We start from the raw sequence: 14,569 nt of genomic DNA, 5'->3' as shown, positions 1-14,569 counted from the left end.
ACTAGGCGCTTTTCAACGCCAGTGAAGCGTTTTGGATTGATGATTCCAAGCGTGTTCTTCATCATTCGTGCGGGTCGTGAGTGTAATCCCTTTCGGACTCAACCTGGCAATGGTCCAGCCGGTGGTCGATTTGTCGGGATTTGCGACGTAGGACGTGGCTGGCGTATTAAAAATATGAATGCCTTGATGCTGTGCGTTACCGCGGTGATGAATGTGTCCGTGAATGTAGGCTTTGACTTGTGGGCGTGCTACCAGAAGTTTCCACAATTCAACCGAGTCGGTTAAGCCACCGGGAAAGTGAACGGGATTCCCCCCCAACCGAGGGTTGTGATGTGTGACGATAATGGCAGGTTTCTCAGAATGGGCGTCGAGAGCTTTGGCCAACCAGGTACGTTGCTCTTTTCCAAGGGTTCCCTGTGTCACCATAGTTTTGTGTAGTGAATCCAGCAGAAAGAAATTCGCATATCTGGTTTGCACGACAGAAATATGACGCGATTTCACTGGCGGAGATTCCGGCTGCTCTTCTTTCATCACTTCATAAAATACATCACGTTGATCATGGTTTCCCAACGTCAAATGAGTGTCAATTTTTGCTTCACGCAACGGACGAATCAGTTTGGCAAAATGACGGTAGTCGCCGGGTTGTCCATCTTTGAGTGCCAGGTCTCCATTGATGAGTACACAAGCCGGTTTTCGTTTCAGCCCGACTAATTCACTCACAACCTGCCTGAGATGACTGGGGACTGGCGAATTAGCGGGATGCTTTTCACCAATGTGTGTATCGTTTAAGAGATAGACGATTTCCTGTTGCGTTTCACTGGCATAAACGCCGGTTTGACTCGCAACAAGTCCTGCTCCCAAGGTAATCAGGAACTGACGACGGTTCTGAGTGGGCAGGTGAATGGGCATGATGGGGTCTCCAGGATGATTTTTCGGGTGGGATCTCTGGTAAGTCAGAGTTTTATCCTACAGCACACTTTGACTCAACGAAACCTTAAGTTTGGCTAATTTTGAGAAGGTTTCTGCTGTTGTTCCAGGAAATGCAGTGATTCGCGCCCCATGCGTTCGCAAATTCCCAATGCTTCCGAAAACGGAATATCCAACGGTTCGATACGATCTGGTGTCAGGAAGATCACAAAACCTGACCAGGGGTCCGGCGAACCGGGCAGATAAAGTGAAACCAGTGGTCCCTCTGTTCGTTCCACTTCGAAGGCGATACGCGTGACGTCATCAATGCGAACGAGAACGGGAATCATTTCCGGTTTGTTATGGTCACCCCCAATACTGCCCTTTAACTGTTCACGATAGATGGCATAACGGGGGAAAAGCAAAATCAGATTTTTTTCCACAAAGCGAGAGAGGCTTCTGCCAATAGACCAACGGGCAATCAGTCCCGCAGCAAAACACATCAAGAGAACGATGCCAATCGAGATCGCAACCAGGAGCGATATTCCCGCCGGAGTCTGTACGGGAATATATTCGGAGAGTACCTTTGCCACCGTTAACACAATCGGCACGATCTGACCAACTAAGGCACCGATCACAATCAAAGGCAATAAAAAGATCAATCCCCCAATGGCGGTCGTTTTTAAAAAGCCAAAACTCTTTTTCACATGCTGTGACATGAAGGTGTCATCTTTCCTTAAATTTCAGACTGCCAACCTGTAGTCCTGAATCAACTTGTAGTACGGCAGTTTCCTCTTGTCAAAGGAGATTCGTTTTCTGGTCAGAGTTTCGATCTAAGGCGACAGTTCGTTCACAAGCTCATCCCGACGTTTCTGGAGTTCTTTCAGTTTGCCTGGCTTGTCCGTTACTCGATTCTGTTTCTCGTAAGGATCGGCTTTAAGGTCGAACAAAAATTCTTCGCCATCTTCATTTTGGATGTATTTCCAGTCTGCTTGGCGTAATGCGGTCCATCGTCCGCGTTTCAATTCTTCGTGTGGTCCAAGTTGCCATAACAACTCTCTGGTTCCGACAGGTGTTTGCTTTGTCAGCAAGCTGGAAATATCCTGACCATCGAGAAGCAATCCGCCAGTATCAACATTTGCCAATTGGCAGATCGTTGGAAACAGATCCAGGGCCCAGGTGACCTCATTTGTTTCAGTAGCCGCTTGAATTTTCCCAGGCCAGCGCATGATACAGGGAACACGAATTCCTCCTTCAAACAGACTGGCCTTCGCTCCTCGAAATGGTTGATTACTACCGCCATAAACGTATGTGCCACCATGGTCAGTCATAAAAATCACCAAAGTATTTTGATCGAGTCCATTATTTTTTAGCGCAGTCATCACACGACCGATTCCATCATCCAGCGCAATAGTCATCGCGGCAAACTCACGGCGGACTTTATCTTTAATATTCCCAACCCGCTTCAAATCAGACCCTCGCGCCTGCATAATATTAATCGCACTTTGATCGCTGGGGGACCAGCCTTTACCAAAATGCGGGGCATTATAAGAAAGAAATAGAAAGAATGGTTTTTTGGCAATCTGTTGACCTTTCAAGAAATGTTCTGCTTCTTCAGTAATCAAGTCGGTCGCATAACCATTCTCGGAAACAGTGTGCTGGTTGTGATACCAGTCGGGAATATTTCCATACGTCATTGTGAAATAATCAATACACCCTCCTGTATGTCCGCGAAATAAATCGAAGCCATGGGAAGTAGGGAGAAATGTTTTGTTTCCGTGCCCCAGATGCCATTTGCCAATCAACGCTGTCTGATAGTCGTTCTGTTGTAGAACTTCAGCAATAGTTGTTTCGCCAGGTTGAATACCGCGATTTTTATCCAACGTACTCATAAACATTAAGGCCCCCAATAACCGGTCCTGAGAGCGGCTTGGGTTGCGGCCTGTCAAAAGCCCAAAGCGGGAAGGGGTACAAATCGAAGAGGCGGAATAATATTGGCGAAACAGTAGGCCTTCTTTCGCAAGCTGATCAATATTCGGTGTCGGAATTTCACTTCCGTAACAGCCGACATCGTTGAGTCCCTGATCATCCGTGAAAATAATCAGAAAGTTAGGTCTCTCTGCCGCCTGTACGTGATGAGAAAAGAAGATCAAAAAGAGACCAAGGCAAATTTGATTTAGGGTATGTTGCATGTCAATTTCCGAACATATCTCGCGCAAGTCATCAGACAGTGGAACCTTCCTGGCTCATGATTGCATCTGTTTTCGAACAGCATCACCCTGTTCAGGTTTTGCGGATAAGGAAATGTGAGAGATCTCTGACAGCTCACCATAGCGTAGAGTTTATTATCATGCAATGATATCGTGGACAACTTTCCCACCTTCAATGCCTGTCAGCCGGAACTCTCGCTCGCCTTGTTTGAACGTTAATTGATCGTGGTGCAGTCCTAATTGATGTAAGATCGTGGCATGCAAATCACGGAAATGAACTTTGCCTTCGATGGCTCGCGCGCCTGTAGGATCGGTTTTCCCATAAGCAAGCCCTCGTTTGATGCCACCGCCGGCCATCCAGAACGTAAAGCCACGTGCATTGTGGCCGCTTTCGTTTTTGCCATTTTCGGGGACCAGACCGGGACGACCAAATTCGCCCCCCCAGACAACCAGTGTTTCTTCAAGTAAACCACGTTGTTCCAGATCTTCCAGTAATGCGGCAATCGGAGCATCCGTTGATTCACAGTTTGCAGTCAGATCCTCACGATGGTTTTTATGTTGATCCCAACTGCCGTGATTGACTTCAATAAAACGCACCCCTGCTTCAGCAAAACGTCGTGCTAACAGACACTGACGTCCAAAGTCCGAATCTTTACAAGTACCAACCGTTTTACCCTGTCCCACGCGATAGCGTTCTAATGTCGATTTGGTTTCCTGGCTGATGTCGAGCAATTCAGGAGCCGTCATCTGCATCCGAAAACCGAGCTCCATCGATTCAATAACGGCGTCCAGACGGGCATCATCGGAACGAAGAGTCGCATGCTCACGATTCATAGATTGCACAAAATCCAGTTGTTGTCGTTTGACAGAAACGGGAAGATGCTCGCTCTTGATATTACTGATTGTAGCAGTCGACATATTCGTGGTATTAAGGCCAATGGGCGTTCCTTCGTAAACGGGTGGTAGAAATGCACTGGAATAGACAGAGGGCTTCGAAGGATAAAGACTGATGAAACCCGGAATGTTCTGATTTTCCGTACCCAGGCCATACACAACCCAGGATCCCAAACTGGGACGGGGACGCAATCGATCACCCGTATGTAATTGTAGAAACGACTGAGCGTGATTCGTAATATCCGCGTGCATGCCATTCAGCACACATAACTTGTCTGCATGTTTTGCTGTTTCTGGCAGTAGCTCCGAAATCCAGAGACCACTTTCTCCATGCTGATCGAATTTGAAGACAGACCCCGGATGTTTTTTCTTCCCGGTTTGCGGTTTATAATCAAACGTATCCATTTGAGCGGGGCCACCACTCATGCACAAAAAGATCACGCGTTTGGCTCGCGCGGGTAACTGTGGTGATCTGGCGGAAAGATTGGCAATCACTGAGGAATCTCGGGCAAACGATGGTTGGCCACAAAGTGCAGTTAGTGCCAGATAGCCAAATCCACAAGAGGCCGAACGTAACATTTCACGTCGCGAGATGACAGGCATGACTGGTTTCTTTCGATTGTGATTCATAGTTAACTCGTCAATTTAATCAACGTAACGAAATTCATTGGTAGATAACAAAGCCTGACAGAGGGTTGCCCAGACGGTCACTTGACGAATCGCGTCCTGAGAAATCTCTTCTTTGAGTTCCGAATCCACATTTTTCAGCAAAGTCAGCGATCGTTGTAATTCACTGTCACTTGGTGCGCGGTTCAAAGCTCTTCGATAAACTTGAATCACACGACCTCTCTCATCCAGTTTCGAAATTGCCAGGATGTCTTTAGCAAAGTATTGTGCCTGATCAATGAGAAACGAACTATTGATCAGAAACAGGCTCTGGGTTGGCAGCGTGGTTTCATTCCGTTTTCCGACGGGCTTGGTGGAATCCGGCAGGTCAAAGGCCGAGAGTTCTGGTGGCTCCGAATGGCGCAGGAGGCACAAGTAAATACTGCGATGATTACTGGGTTGATGCAGATTGCTCGCTTTATTCACGAGTTCGTCCACATTCGCAATCGCAGATCCCCGACCGGGTTCCCAATTCAATTGACCGCTGACAGCCAGGATAGTGTCCCTTAGAGATTCCGCATCTAAACGACGCCGATTATGCCGACAATGGAATCGATTTTCTGGATCGAAATCCAGTATGTCCTCATCACAGAAGCTGCTGAGTTGATAGGTGCGACTGAGTACGATATTGCGAATGAATTGTTTAATTGACCAGCCTTCTGACCGGAAGCGTGTTGCCAGATGATCCAGCAATTGAGGATGCGTAGGACGTTCACCATAGACGCCAAAGTCATCCGGCGTGCGTACGAGTGCTTGACCATATAAGTGCAGCCAGATCCGGTTGACCATGACCCGAGAAGTCTGCGGATGATCCGCAGAAGTGAGCCACTCAGCCAGTTGCAGACGACCACTCGACTTCGCTGTAATGGAGGGTGGTTGTTCAATCTTACAGGCCGACAGAAATCCGCGGGGCACACTGGGCCCCAGCTTCTTGGATTCCCCTTTGATATTGATTTTACAGTCGACCGGCTTTTTCTTTTCGCGAACCCCCATCGCCAGTGGTGTTCCAGGAGGGTAGATGTTTTTCGGCTTCTTTTTTCTCGACAAAGTATGCTTATCAATTACGGGTTTCACACCGCTTTCCGGCGGATGAATGTAGACGTTCTTCGATTTCAGGATATGTAAGGGAGTTTCCGGCGCTGTTAATGGTTGATTTGCGGCAAAGCCCCACATGGTTTCAGTGCTTAAAAAGATTCCCGCCATGGCATAGTAGTCGCTGGTGGGAATCGGATCGTGTTTATGATCATGGCAACGGGCACAAGCCACGCTGAGTCCCATGACACCCGTGCTGATGACATCAATTTGATCGTTGACGACATCCATATCAAAGTTGACATTCATTGCTTTCGCTGGTTTTGATCCGATGGCCAAAAATCCTGTGGCAACCAGCAAGCGGTCTTTTTCATCCGGATTCGCAGCAGGTAACAAATCGCCGGCAATCTGTTCGGTCAGAAAACGATCATACGGAACATCAGCATTCAAAGCCTGAATGACATAATCTCGATACCGCCAGGCATGAGGGAATGTAGGATTACGACCCAGACCATCATTACCGTTGGATTCTCCGTAGCGGGCCACATCCAGCCAGTGCCGACCCCAGCGTTCTCCAAAATGGGGAGACGCGAGTAATTCGTCAACCAGATGCGCAACGGCCCGTTGCCCTCGGCGTTGATAATCGGCAACGAACGATTCCACCTGTTCGACCGTCGGGGGAAGACCAATCAAATCGAAATGCAGTCTTCGTATCAATGTTGCCGGAGTCGCATCTTCGGTGGGTCTCAAATCTTTTGACTCAATCCGAGAGAGGATAAACTGATCGATGGAGTCGTAACACCAGCCTGCATTCTGAACTGCTGGAACCACAGGATCGGAAACAGGTTGAAACGACCAGAGAGCGGGATTCGCTTCAGTGGTTTCTTCGGTTGGTTTTTTCGCAATCAACGGGTGAGCGACACGCGGATCCGGGACTCCCATTTTGACCCAGGTCACAAAATCACTGATGACAGATTCTGGTAGAGGCTCATTGGGGGGCATCTCCAGACCATCGTATCGCAACGCCTGGATGAGCAGGCTTTCATTCGGTCGTCCTTCAACAAAAGCCGGTCCTGATTCGCCTCCTTCGCGCATGCCATCACGCGTATCCATCCGCAGTTTGCCGCCCAGTTCTTCCGCTTGGGAAGAATGGCAGGAGTAACATTTTTTGACAAGTACCGGACGAATCTTGTTTTCAAAAAACGCCCGTTGTTTGGGGTCCATTTTCGCGTGGACTGACTTACCCGATGGCTTTTTTGCGCTCCAAACGGGTGTCACCACAAAGAAGGCACTCGTGATGAACCAGCAAGCGGCAAAAATCAGAGTCGTAAGTCTACGCATGGCCGACAATTCTAGTCTGGAGGGAGGAGTCGTACGCGTTAAGGAAAGTATTAGTGAACAAGAATAGATCGTACTTGGTTGATGCGTTTAAGTCAAGAATCTTAAGAATCTTTCGGCATGGCTGGAGCGAGACACTACTTTTAAAGCAAATCCAGTTGCAACCACTAAAGTTTACCGAATTGACGCGAGATGTGATTCTTTACCAAAGTGAAATAGAGTCACGGTTTCAGTCATTTTCCAATCGTACATCGAATCTGCTACCATTCTCATCAGAGGTTCACCTAACAGATTTTCAACAGAGAGAAAGCAACGTGCGGGTCGAATTTGATGTGATTATCGTTGGCGGAGGTGGCAGCGGTCTGGCAGCAGCCGTGCGCGCTCTTGAAATGGGGGCCAGTGTACTGGTTCTGGAGAAGCAAGCTCAGTTGGGCGGCACAACAGGCATGGCCATCGGTTCCTTTACCGCAAACGGAACCCGGATGCAGCGAGAGGCGAACATCAGTGACAACGCCGATGATCATGAAGTAGACGCGGGGCAATTTGCAATTCCTGAAATTGAAGCCCAGAATAATCCTACCTTGCGTCGTTTCTTTCTGGGACAGACGGCGGAAACTCTGGAATGGCTCCGCGGCATGGGGCTCTATTTTCACGGTCCCAATCCGGAGCCCCCCAACCGTGTACCTCGGATGCATAATATTGTCCCAAACGCCAAAGCGTACATTGCCGCGTTTCAAGCGCAAATTCTGAAGCGAAAAGGAACGATCGTGTGTGATGCCCCGGTTCTCGAACTGGTTATTGAGGACCAGGAAGTCACGGGTGTAATCGCTTTGATTCAGGGAGCAAGAAAAACGATCAAAGCCAAACGAGGGGTTGTGTTAGCCGCCGGTGATTATGCAAACGCACCAGAACTCATCGGACGTTTTAAAGGTGATCGATTTACATCCATCGAAGGCGTGAATCCCAAAGCTTGCGGTGACGGACATCTGCTCGCCGAGAAAGTCGGAGCACGACTGCTGAATATGGACATCACCTATGGCCCGGAATTACGTTTTGTGCCCCCACCCGGAGATCCCTTTGAACAATTGATACCAACCAGTGGTTTCCTGGCAAAACTGATGGGGCAGCTGGTACCGTTCATGCCACAAGCATTAATCAACTGGCGGATTAAAAGGCTGCTCTTAACCTGGCAACATCCTGAGAATTCATTGTTTGATGACGGAGCGATTTTAGTGAATTCAGAAGGGCGGCGTTTCTGTAACGAAAAAGATTCCCCGCAACGCGAAATCGCAATCTCTGAGCAACCGGGGAAAGCCGCATTCATTTTATTAGATGAACGAATCGCTGCCTACTATAGCCAATGGCCACATTTTATATCGACGGCTCCTAAAATTGCATATGCTTACGTAAACAATTATCTGAAGTTGCGACCTGATGTGAGTGTCGAAGGAACGACACTGGACGCTGTAGGGCAAGCGCGCAATTTAAATGTTCAACATCTGAACGACTCAATTGAACAATTCAATCAGTATATTGCCGGTCAAAAGCCCGATGCCTTTGGACGCACACACGATTCACATGCACTTACGGGAAATCGCTGGGTGTTATTGGGACCAGCGAAAGCCTATTTCACAACCACGGAAGGAGGCGTCGCCATCAATCAACAACTGCAGGCCCTGAACGACAGCGGACATCCGATTCCCGGGTTATACGCCATTGGTTGTAACGGGATGGGCGGGCAAATTCTCTGGGGACACGGCCTGCATATTGCCTGGGCGATTACCAGCGGCCGACTGGTAGGCGAGTATCTGGGAAAATCCAAAATCCCTCATTAGTTCATATTCAATCTAATATGCTTCGATGCAAATCGACAAACATGATATCAGTCCATTTGTATTCCCGAATTTAAAACGAGTTTCGATTCTAAAGATGACAGCAAAATGAGTAACGAGCATTTGAAACCCAAGGACCACAATCGACTGGAAGGAATTGATCTTGCGCGATTTGTCGCACTTGTGGGTATGGTCATTGTTAATTTTAATGTCGTGATGGTAGCGCCAGAAGCAGACGAAAATTTCTCCAGCCAGATTGCAGAGTCGCTACAGGGAAGAGCGGCGGCTACCTTTGTGGTTCTTGCTGGAATCGGACTAGGTCTGGGGACGAAACGACACGCTTGGAATCAGACACTCAAAGTAACACTGAAACGAGCAGCGTTTTTATTAATTGTAGGCTTATTTAATTCTCTGATCTTTGAAGCCGACATTATCCATTATTATGCATTTTACTTTTTATTCGGTGTTCTGCTTTTACGTGCACCGGGATGGTGTCTCGTTGTAACAATGAGTGCACTCATTGCTGGTTTTGTCGGGATGATCCTGTTCTTTGATTATGACGCAGGCTGGAACTGGCAGACTTATAGCTATCATGATTTTTGGACACTCCAAGGCTTTGTTCGCAACTTGTTCTTCAACGGCTGGCATCCGGTAATCCCCTGGCTGGCCTTCCTGCTGTTTGGAATTTTACTAAGTCGTCTCAACCTGGGGAGTCGATCCGTACAACGAAAACTTTTAATTAGTGGAGCCACTGCGTTCGCGCTGATTTCAGCCAGCTCCTATTGGCTTGTGAAAACGATTGGTTCACTTGACACTGAAGCCGCGATCCTGTTCTCGACCGCGCCGGTTCCCCCCATGCCATTCTACATGCTGGCAGGTGGCAGCATCGCTTGTGCGGTTATTGGGTTCTGCCTGCTGGTGGAATCGTCACTAAAAAGAGCACACTTGCTCAACATTTTCACCGCAGCGGGACGTCAAACGTTAACACTTTATATCGTGCACATCATCATCGGTATGGGCACACTCGATGCTCTGGGAATGCTCGGAACGCAGACGGCACAAGCATCTCTTCTGGCCGCCTTAGCGTTCTGCGTACTGGCAACCATATACGCGGTCGTCTGGATGCGATTCTTCAAGCACGGTCCACTTGAACTGCTGATGCGAAAAGTAGCTGGCTAAAATTGAAAGCCGGGCTTGATGAGCGTTCTCTGGCGATCGTGAATCCATTTTTTTCTGACTGACGACATTCGGGTTTAACAAAGAATGTCATCTCACCCCATTTCTTGGCTCACAATGCTGATTTTTGCACAGTAAAAAACTGCGAACACCCTGTGAGCATTCTCGTTGTAGTACAAAGCCAAAATCGTAATTCTTGTCAGAAATTAGTTGACAAGTTTGCGCAACTCTTTGTAGAGTACAATATTAATCGCATGTATATTAATGAACCAATGTATTAATATACTCGATGATCCGTCATGCGAATGTAGACCTCAACTATGTCTAACCTGAACCCAAAATGTAATTTGAGACTCGCGTTAATTCTATTGGGAGCCACGCTTTAACACAAACGTATTTTTCAAATCACTCGAATATTCAAGTCTACCATTTTGGGATAAATGTTCTCGTATTGATATTCATTTATTTATTTTCAAAGGAAAGTGACATGAATCTGAAACGCTCACAGAAGCATGGTTTTACCCTGATTGAGTTACTGGTTGTCATTGCTATTATCGCCATTCTGATCGCGTTACTGTTGCCCGCCGTGCAACAGGCCCGGGAAGCGGCCCGGCGTAGTTCCTGCAAGAATAATATGAAACAACTGGGGCTGGCCTTTCATAACTATCATGATGTGTTTTCGCAGTTCCCTCTTCAGCAAACCTGTTGTGCTGCTGGAGACCCGGGTTCACCTGCACCACAAACATGGCGCATCCGTCATAGCTGGACCGTGCGTATTCTGCCGTATATCGATCAGGCACCCATTTATAATCAAATGAATTTCAGCACGGATGGAATGCATGGAACCAATCTCGCCTTGAAGCAAGAACGACTCAAAGCAGTTGAATGTCCTTCAGACCCACTCGTTCAGGATACCGATATCGGGGCAGATGATGCCGGTGGCTCCCAGCGCGCACAAACAGACTACGCCATCTCAGCCGGAGGGCACCCCAACGGTGCTGCCACAACTCCAGGTACCTCGGGGGCTGGCTATGGCCAATTTGGTGGCGTTCCGAAATCACGAGATGTACGTGGCATGTTCAGCCGTAGTGGATACTCTGCCAAAATCAGCCAGGTGACAGACGGAACGACAAATACCATAATGATCGGCGAAGTCGTGGGGCCTTTCTGCCGTTGGCAAGACTGGGGCTATCAAAGCTGGGGAACAATGGCACATCCCATCAATTTCCGGAATGAGGAATTTGTCGCGGGTACCTTAAGTACCGGAGACGCAAATGCCTGCATCGGTTTTCGCAGCCGACATGAAGGGGGTGCCTTCTTTACGATGGCCGATGGTAGTGTGCATTTTCTCAGCGAAAATATCGATGGCAACCTTTACCGAAACCTGGGCGACAAAGCAGACGGCAATACCGTGAGTGGTTTTGGCGGATAACCTTTCCTCTTCCGATTCAAACATGGATTTAATCATACACCTTACTTTGTGCCATTCGCATGAAGTAAGGCATGATTGAATCTAAATCCTTCAATACAAAATTTAAACTACTCCCAACTTGAAAGGCGAGTTATGTCAGGCTCTCAGTCAGGAATCGTTTGTTTCTTATTACTCACGATTAGCCTCATGATTACCGGTTGTGGAGGGGACATTGACGATGCCCCAGAGGTCGCACCAGTAAGTGGAACGGTTCAATTCAACGGAAAACCTCTGGAAGAAGGGACTATCGTTTTTCATCCGACTTCAGGCCGATCTGCTTCAGGAATGATCAAAGGAGGAAAAATTGTCGAAGTGACGACAACCATTAAAGGAGATGGCGCCCCAGTGGGCGATAATAAAGTGACCATTTTCTCAACGAAGCCGGATCCGAAGGATCTCTCTGGTATGGGAACGATTTCACTCATTCCTGAAAAATATAACGACGTCAAAAAATCAGGTCTCAATGCCTTGATCAAAGGTAATCAAGAGAATACCGTGACGTTTGATTTGAAAAAATAGTGAGCGAATTCGGTGATTTGCAAATGACTCAGAACAGAGAATCCTGAAACCAATCCAGGTTTACGAATCAGGGTTATTCGAACCGGGGATTACTTTCGTTAAATCGCGACCGAGAATCGAGGGACACCAGTGACTTTCGATATGTTCAATGATCATTTCGGTTCCCCTTGTATGACTCACGTAAGGTCGATCACGGGGGTCGTAGAGCGCATCAGTCAAGTCACGGCACAAGACGACATTCTTGCCCAGGTACTTCATTTGACGAATTCCGAATGGTCTGCCCAACACACACATGTTGGTATGCACGCCCATGATGACAATGTTTTTGCGTTGTTCCTGCTCAATGAAATTAAAAATTTCTTGCCCATTCGCGCTAATCACATCGTAACCAATGATCTTGATCGCCGGATGTTGATGGCGATCCGTATTTTTTTTGTAGTCCGCAATTGGGTCATCACACCCCCGTATGCTGGACTCGGTCGATCTCTTAATCGTATCGTCCACTGGCAACGGAGGCTCCTTCTCCGGATTCAAGTAACACCAGCCTTGAATTGGCACGGGTGGTTTTGCTGGTTTTGCTTTTTTGATCCGATCCCGAAAGGGAGTCTCTTCGTACAACTGGATTCCGCCACTGGGTGCATGAATGATGGCAACACCATGGTCACGTGCCTGCGAGATCACCTGATTCATTTTTGGTGCCATCCGGTCGACGCGCTGGGCAGCCATCTTACATGGATGATCGGCCCACATGTCACAGATGATGATCGCTGTTTCCGAGGCATTCCACTCTGCCTGCTCCACACTTGCAGTCGCAGGTTTTTTAGCCGTGCGTTTCCGTAAGTTGATCCGGAATTTTCCGGGAACGGGGGGAATGCTTCGGGAAGACTCTTTTTTTGGTTCATTCGCAAAAGTGGAGAGTGATGGGAACAGAAACCCAGCAACAGAGCCTTGAAAAACCGTACTTAAAAAATGACGCCTTTGTTGATCACTTACAGTTTTCATAATGGCTCCCGATGGATTCTGAAACAAAATTAATTAATTAGCCAGTCTGTATTGTGAAGACGAAAAGCGATCAATTCAACCAGAATCTCATAAGAAAAAGTGAACTTCCTCATTTCATCCCGGGGGTTGTCTTTTTTTTGCCCAAGCCGGAACACATAATAAAACAACGTCATGATCGATTCTCCAAATTACGGTACAAGGTGGGAGTTTAATGCGAATTCATTCTTATCTGCTGACGTTCCTCTTACTCAGCTTTGTCTCTCATTTTGTTTCGACTTCACAGGCAGATGAAAATTCGACTGTCAACCAACAGGATCAACTCGTTTTGAAGGAGGGAGACCGGATTGTCCTGATTGGCAACACATTTGCCGACCAACAACGCCTCAATAACTACCTGGAAACACTACTGACGTCACACGCTCCCGTGAAAAACATCACCTTTCGTAATCTGGCCTGGTCGGGAGATACGTTAAGTTTACGACCGCGGCCTCTGAATTTTGGTTCGTTGGATGAACATCTCCGACAACAAAAAGCCGATATTATTCTCGCCTGTTTTGGGATGAACGAATCATTTGCAGGACAGGCAGGCCTGAAGCAATTTACTGATGACTGGGAACAATTTCTCAAGCATGTTACAGCGCAGCAATATAATGGGAAGTCGGCACCTCAGGTCGTCATGATTTCACCGATTGCACACGAAACCATGGGACCACCATTACCCGATCCAGCAGAACATAATCATAGTTTGTTGAAATATACTCAAGCAATGAAAGCAGTTGCGGCAAAATACAATGTTCCGTTTGTGGATCTCTTTACTGCCTCAAAAAAACAGATGGATGAAAATCCTTCGCAGAAACTCACTCGAAATGGAATTCATCTAAACGAGTATGGGTATTGGGTCATTGATCAAATCATTGCCAGTCAATTACTGGGAACGCAAATCAAAAGTCCCCAAATTGCCGCCGATGTGAAAAGCAAACACATCCAAGCCACGAGCGCTAAGATCATTGAAACGTCATTTCAACCTGACACCATTCAATTTACTGTCAAAGAAAAAACGCTACCGATTCCTGCACCTCCGGCCTCAACCATTGTCCACAATCAATTACTGACCGCTCAACCAAAATTGACTGTGAAAAATTTACCAGCGGGAGTTTATCGACTGACGGTGAACGGAACTCCTATCACTAAAGCCAGTCATTCTGACTGGGGCAGGGGGCTGCATTTACAAAATCTCCCCTCACAGAGACAAGTGAATGAGTTACGTGCCAACATAGATCGAAAAAATGAATTGTTTTTCTATGTCTATCGGGCACATAACGCAGAATACATTTTTGGCCGTCGCACCAAACCCTTCGGAGCAGTCTCTTTTCCTCCGGAAATGCAAACCTTTGGGAAATTGATTCAGCAGAAAGAAACGACAATTCAAAAACAGGCACAACCCAGCGGAACATCCAGGTGGGAACTGATCAGACTCGAATAGAGATTGTCGTTTTCGGTTGTCCTGTGTTGTAGATACTTCG

General features: G+C 47.5%; 11 protein-coding genes. 5 read left to right on the top strand and 6 right to left on the bottom strand.

Annotation, left to right across the window (positions count from 1 at the left end; all coding sequences use genetic code 11):
- Positions 1–12: 12 nt before the first annotated feature.
- The 5 genes from V144x_RS04230 to V144x_RS04210 all read right to left on the bottom strand — a co-directional run bounded on the left by V144x_RS04230 (position 13) and on the right by V144x_RS04210 (position 7,049).
- A complete protein-coding gene (locus V144x_RS04230) occupies positions 13–909 on the bottom strand; it encodes a metallophosphoesterase family protein (RefSeq protein WP_144981866.1) in 897 nt (298 codons plus the stop codon).
- A 95-nt stretch (positions 910–1,004) separates the two neighbouring features.
- Positions 1,005–1,625 carry a DUF502 domain-containing protein gene (locus tag V144x_RS04225; protein WP_144981863.1) on the bottom strand — a complete coding sequence of 207 codons (621 nt, stop codon included), beginning with the start codon at positions 1,623–1,625 and terminating at the stop codon, positions 1,005–1,007.
- Between the two features lie 114 nt (positions 1,626–1,739).
- Positions 1,740–3,098, bottom strand: coding sequence for a sulfatase-like hydrolase/transferase (locus tag V144x_RS04220; protein ID WP_144981860.1), 1,359 nt, complete (start codon positions 3,096–3,098; stop codon positions 1,740–1,742).
- A 156-nt stretch (positions 3,099–3,254) separates the two neighbouring features.
- Positions 3,255–4,640, bottom strand: a complete 1,386-nt coding sequence (locus V144x_RS04215; protein ID WP_232102709.1) for a DUF1501 domain-containing protein — start codon at positions 4,638–4,640, stop codon at positions 3,255–3,257.
- Between the two features lie 15 nt (positions 4,641–4,655).
- Positions 4,656–7,049 (bottom strand): PSD1 and planctomycete cytochrome C domain-containing protein, encoded by a 2,394-nt coding sequence (locus V144x_RS04210; RefSeq protein ID WP_144981855.1) that lies wholly within the window; start codon positions 7,047–7,049, stop codon positions 4,656–4,658.
- Between the two features lie 311 nt (positions 7,050–7,360).
- Between V144x_RS04210 and V144x_RS04205 the strand changes: the two genes are divergently transcribed.
- From V144x_RS04205 to V144x_RS04190, 4 genes are all read left to right on the top strand, one after another.
- Positions 7,361–8,881: an FAD-dependent oxidoreductase gene (locus V144x_RS04205; RefSeq protein WP_144981852.1), complete on the top strand. Its 1,521-nt coding sequence runs from the start codon at positions 7,361–7,363 to the stop codon at positions 8,879–8,881.
- A gap of 105 nt (positions 8,882–8,986) precedes the next feature.
- Positions 8,987–10,057, top strand: coding sequence for a DUF418 domain-containing protein (locus V144x_RS04200; protein WP_144981849.1), 1,071 nt, complete (start codon positions 8,987–8,989; stop codon positions 10,055–10,057).
- Positions 10,058–10,541: 484 nt separating this feature from the next.
- A complete protein-coding gene (locus V144x_RS04195; RefSeq protein WP_144981846.1) occupies positions 10,542–11,486 on the top strand; it encodes a DUF1559 domain-containing protein in 945 nt (314 codons plus the stop codon).
- A 132-nt stretch (positions 11,487–11,618) separates the two neighbouring features.
- The gene (locus tag V144x_RS04190; RefSeq protein ID WP_144981844.1) at positions 11,619–12,044 is read left to right on the top strand and encodes a hypothetical protein; all 426 of its coding nucleotides are present in this window, start codon (positions 11,619–11,621) and stop codon (positions 12,042–12,044) included.
- Positions 12,045–12,104: 60 nt separating this feature from the next.
- Here V144x_RS04190 and V144x_RS04185 read toward each other — a convergent pair whose 3' ends face one another.
- The gene (locus V144x_RS04185; protein WP_144981841.1) at positions 12,105–13,046 is read right to left on the bottom strand and encodes an isochorismatase family protein; all 942 of its coding nucleotides are present in this window, start codon (positions 13,044–13,046) and stop codon (positions 12,105–12,107) included.
- Between the two features lie 211 nt (positions 13,047–13,257).
- Here V144x_RS04185 and V144x_RS04180 point away from each other — a divergent pair, with 211 nt between their 5' ends.
- Positions 13,258–14,529: an SGNH/GDSL hydrolase family protein gene (locus V144x_RS04180; protein ID WP_144981838.1), complete on the top strand. Its 1,272-nt coding sequence runs from the start codon at positions 13,258–13,260 to the stop codon at positions 14,527–14,529.
- The last annotated feature ends 40 nt before the right edge of the window (positions 14,530–14,569 follow it).

It is taken from the genome of Gimesia aquarii, assembly GCF_007748195.1.
GTDB classification, from domain to species: Bacteria; Planctomycetota; Planctomycetia; order Planctomycetales; family Planctomycetaceae; genus Gimesia; species Gimesia aquarii.
Note: the sequence above shows the minus strand (reverse complement) of the source record. Positions and strands in the feature narration are given on the sequence as shown.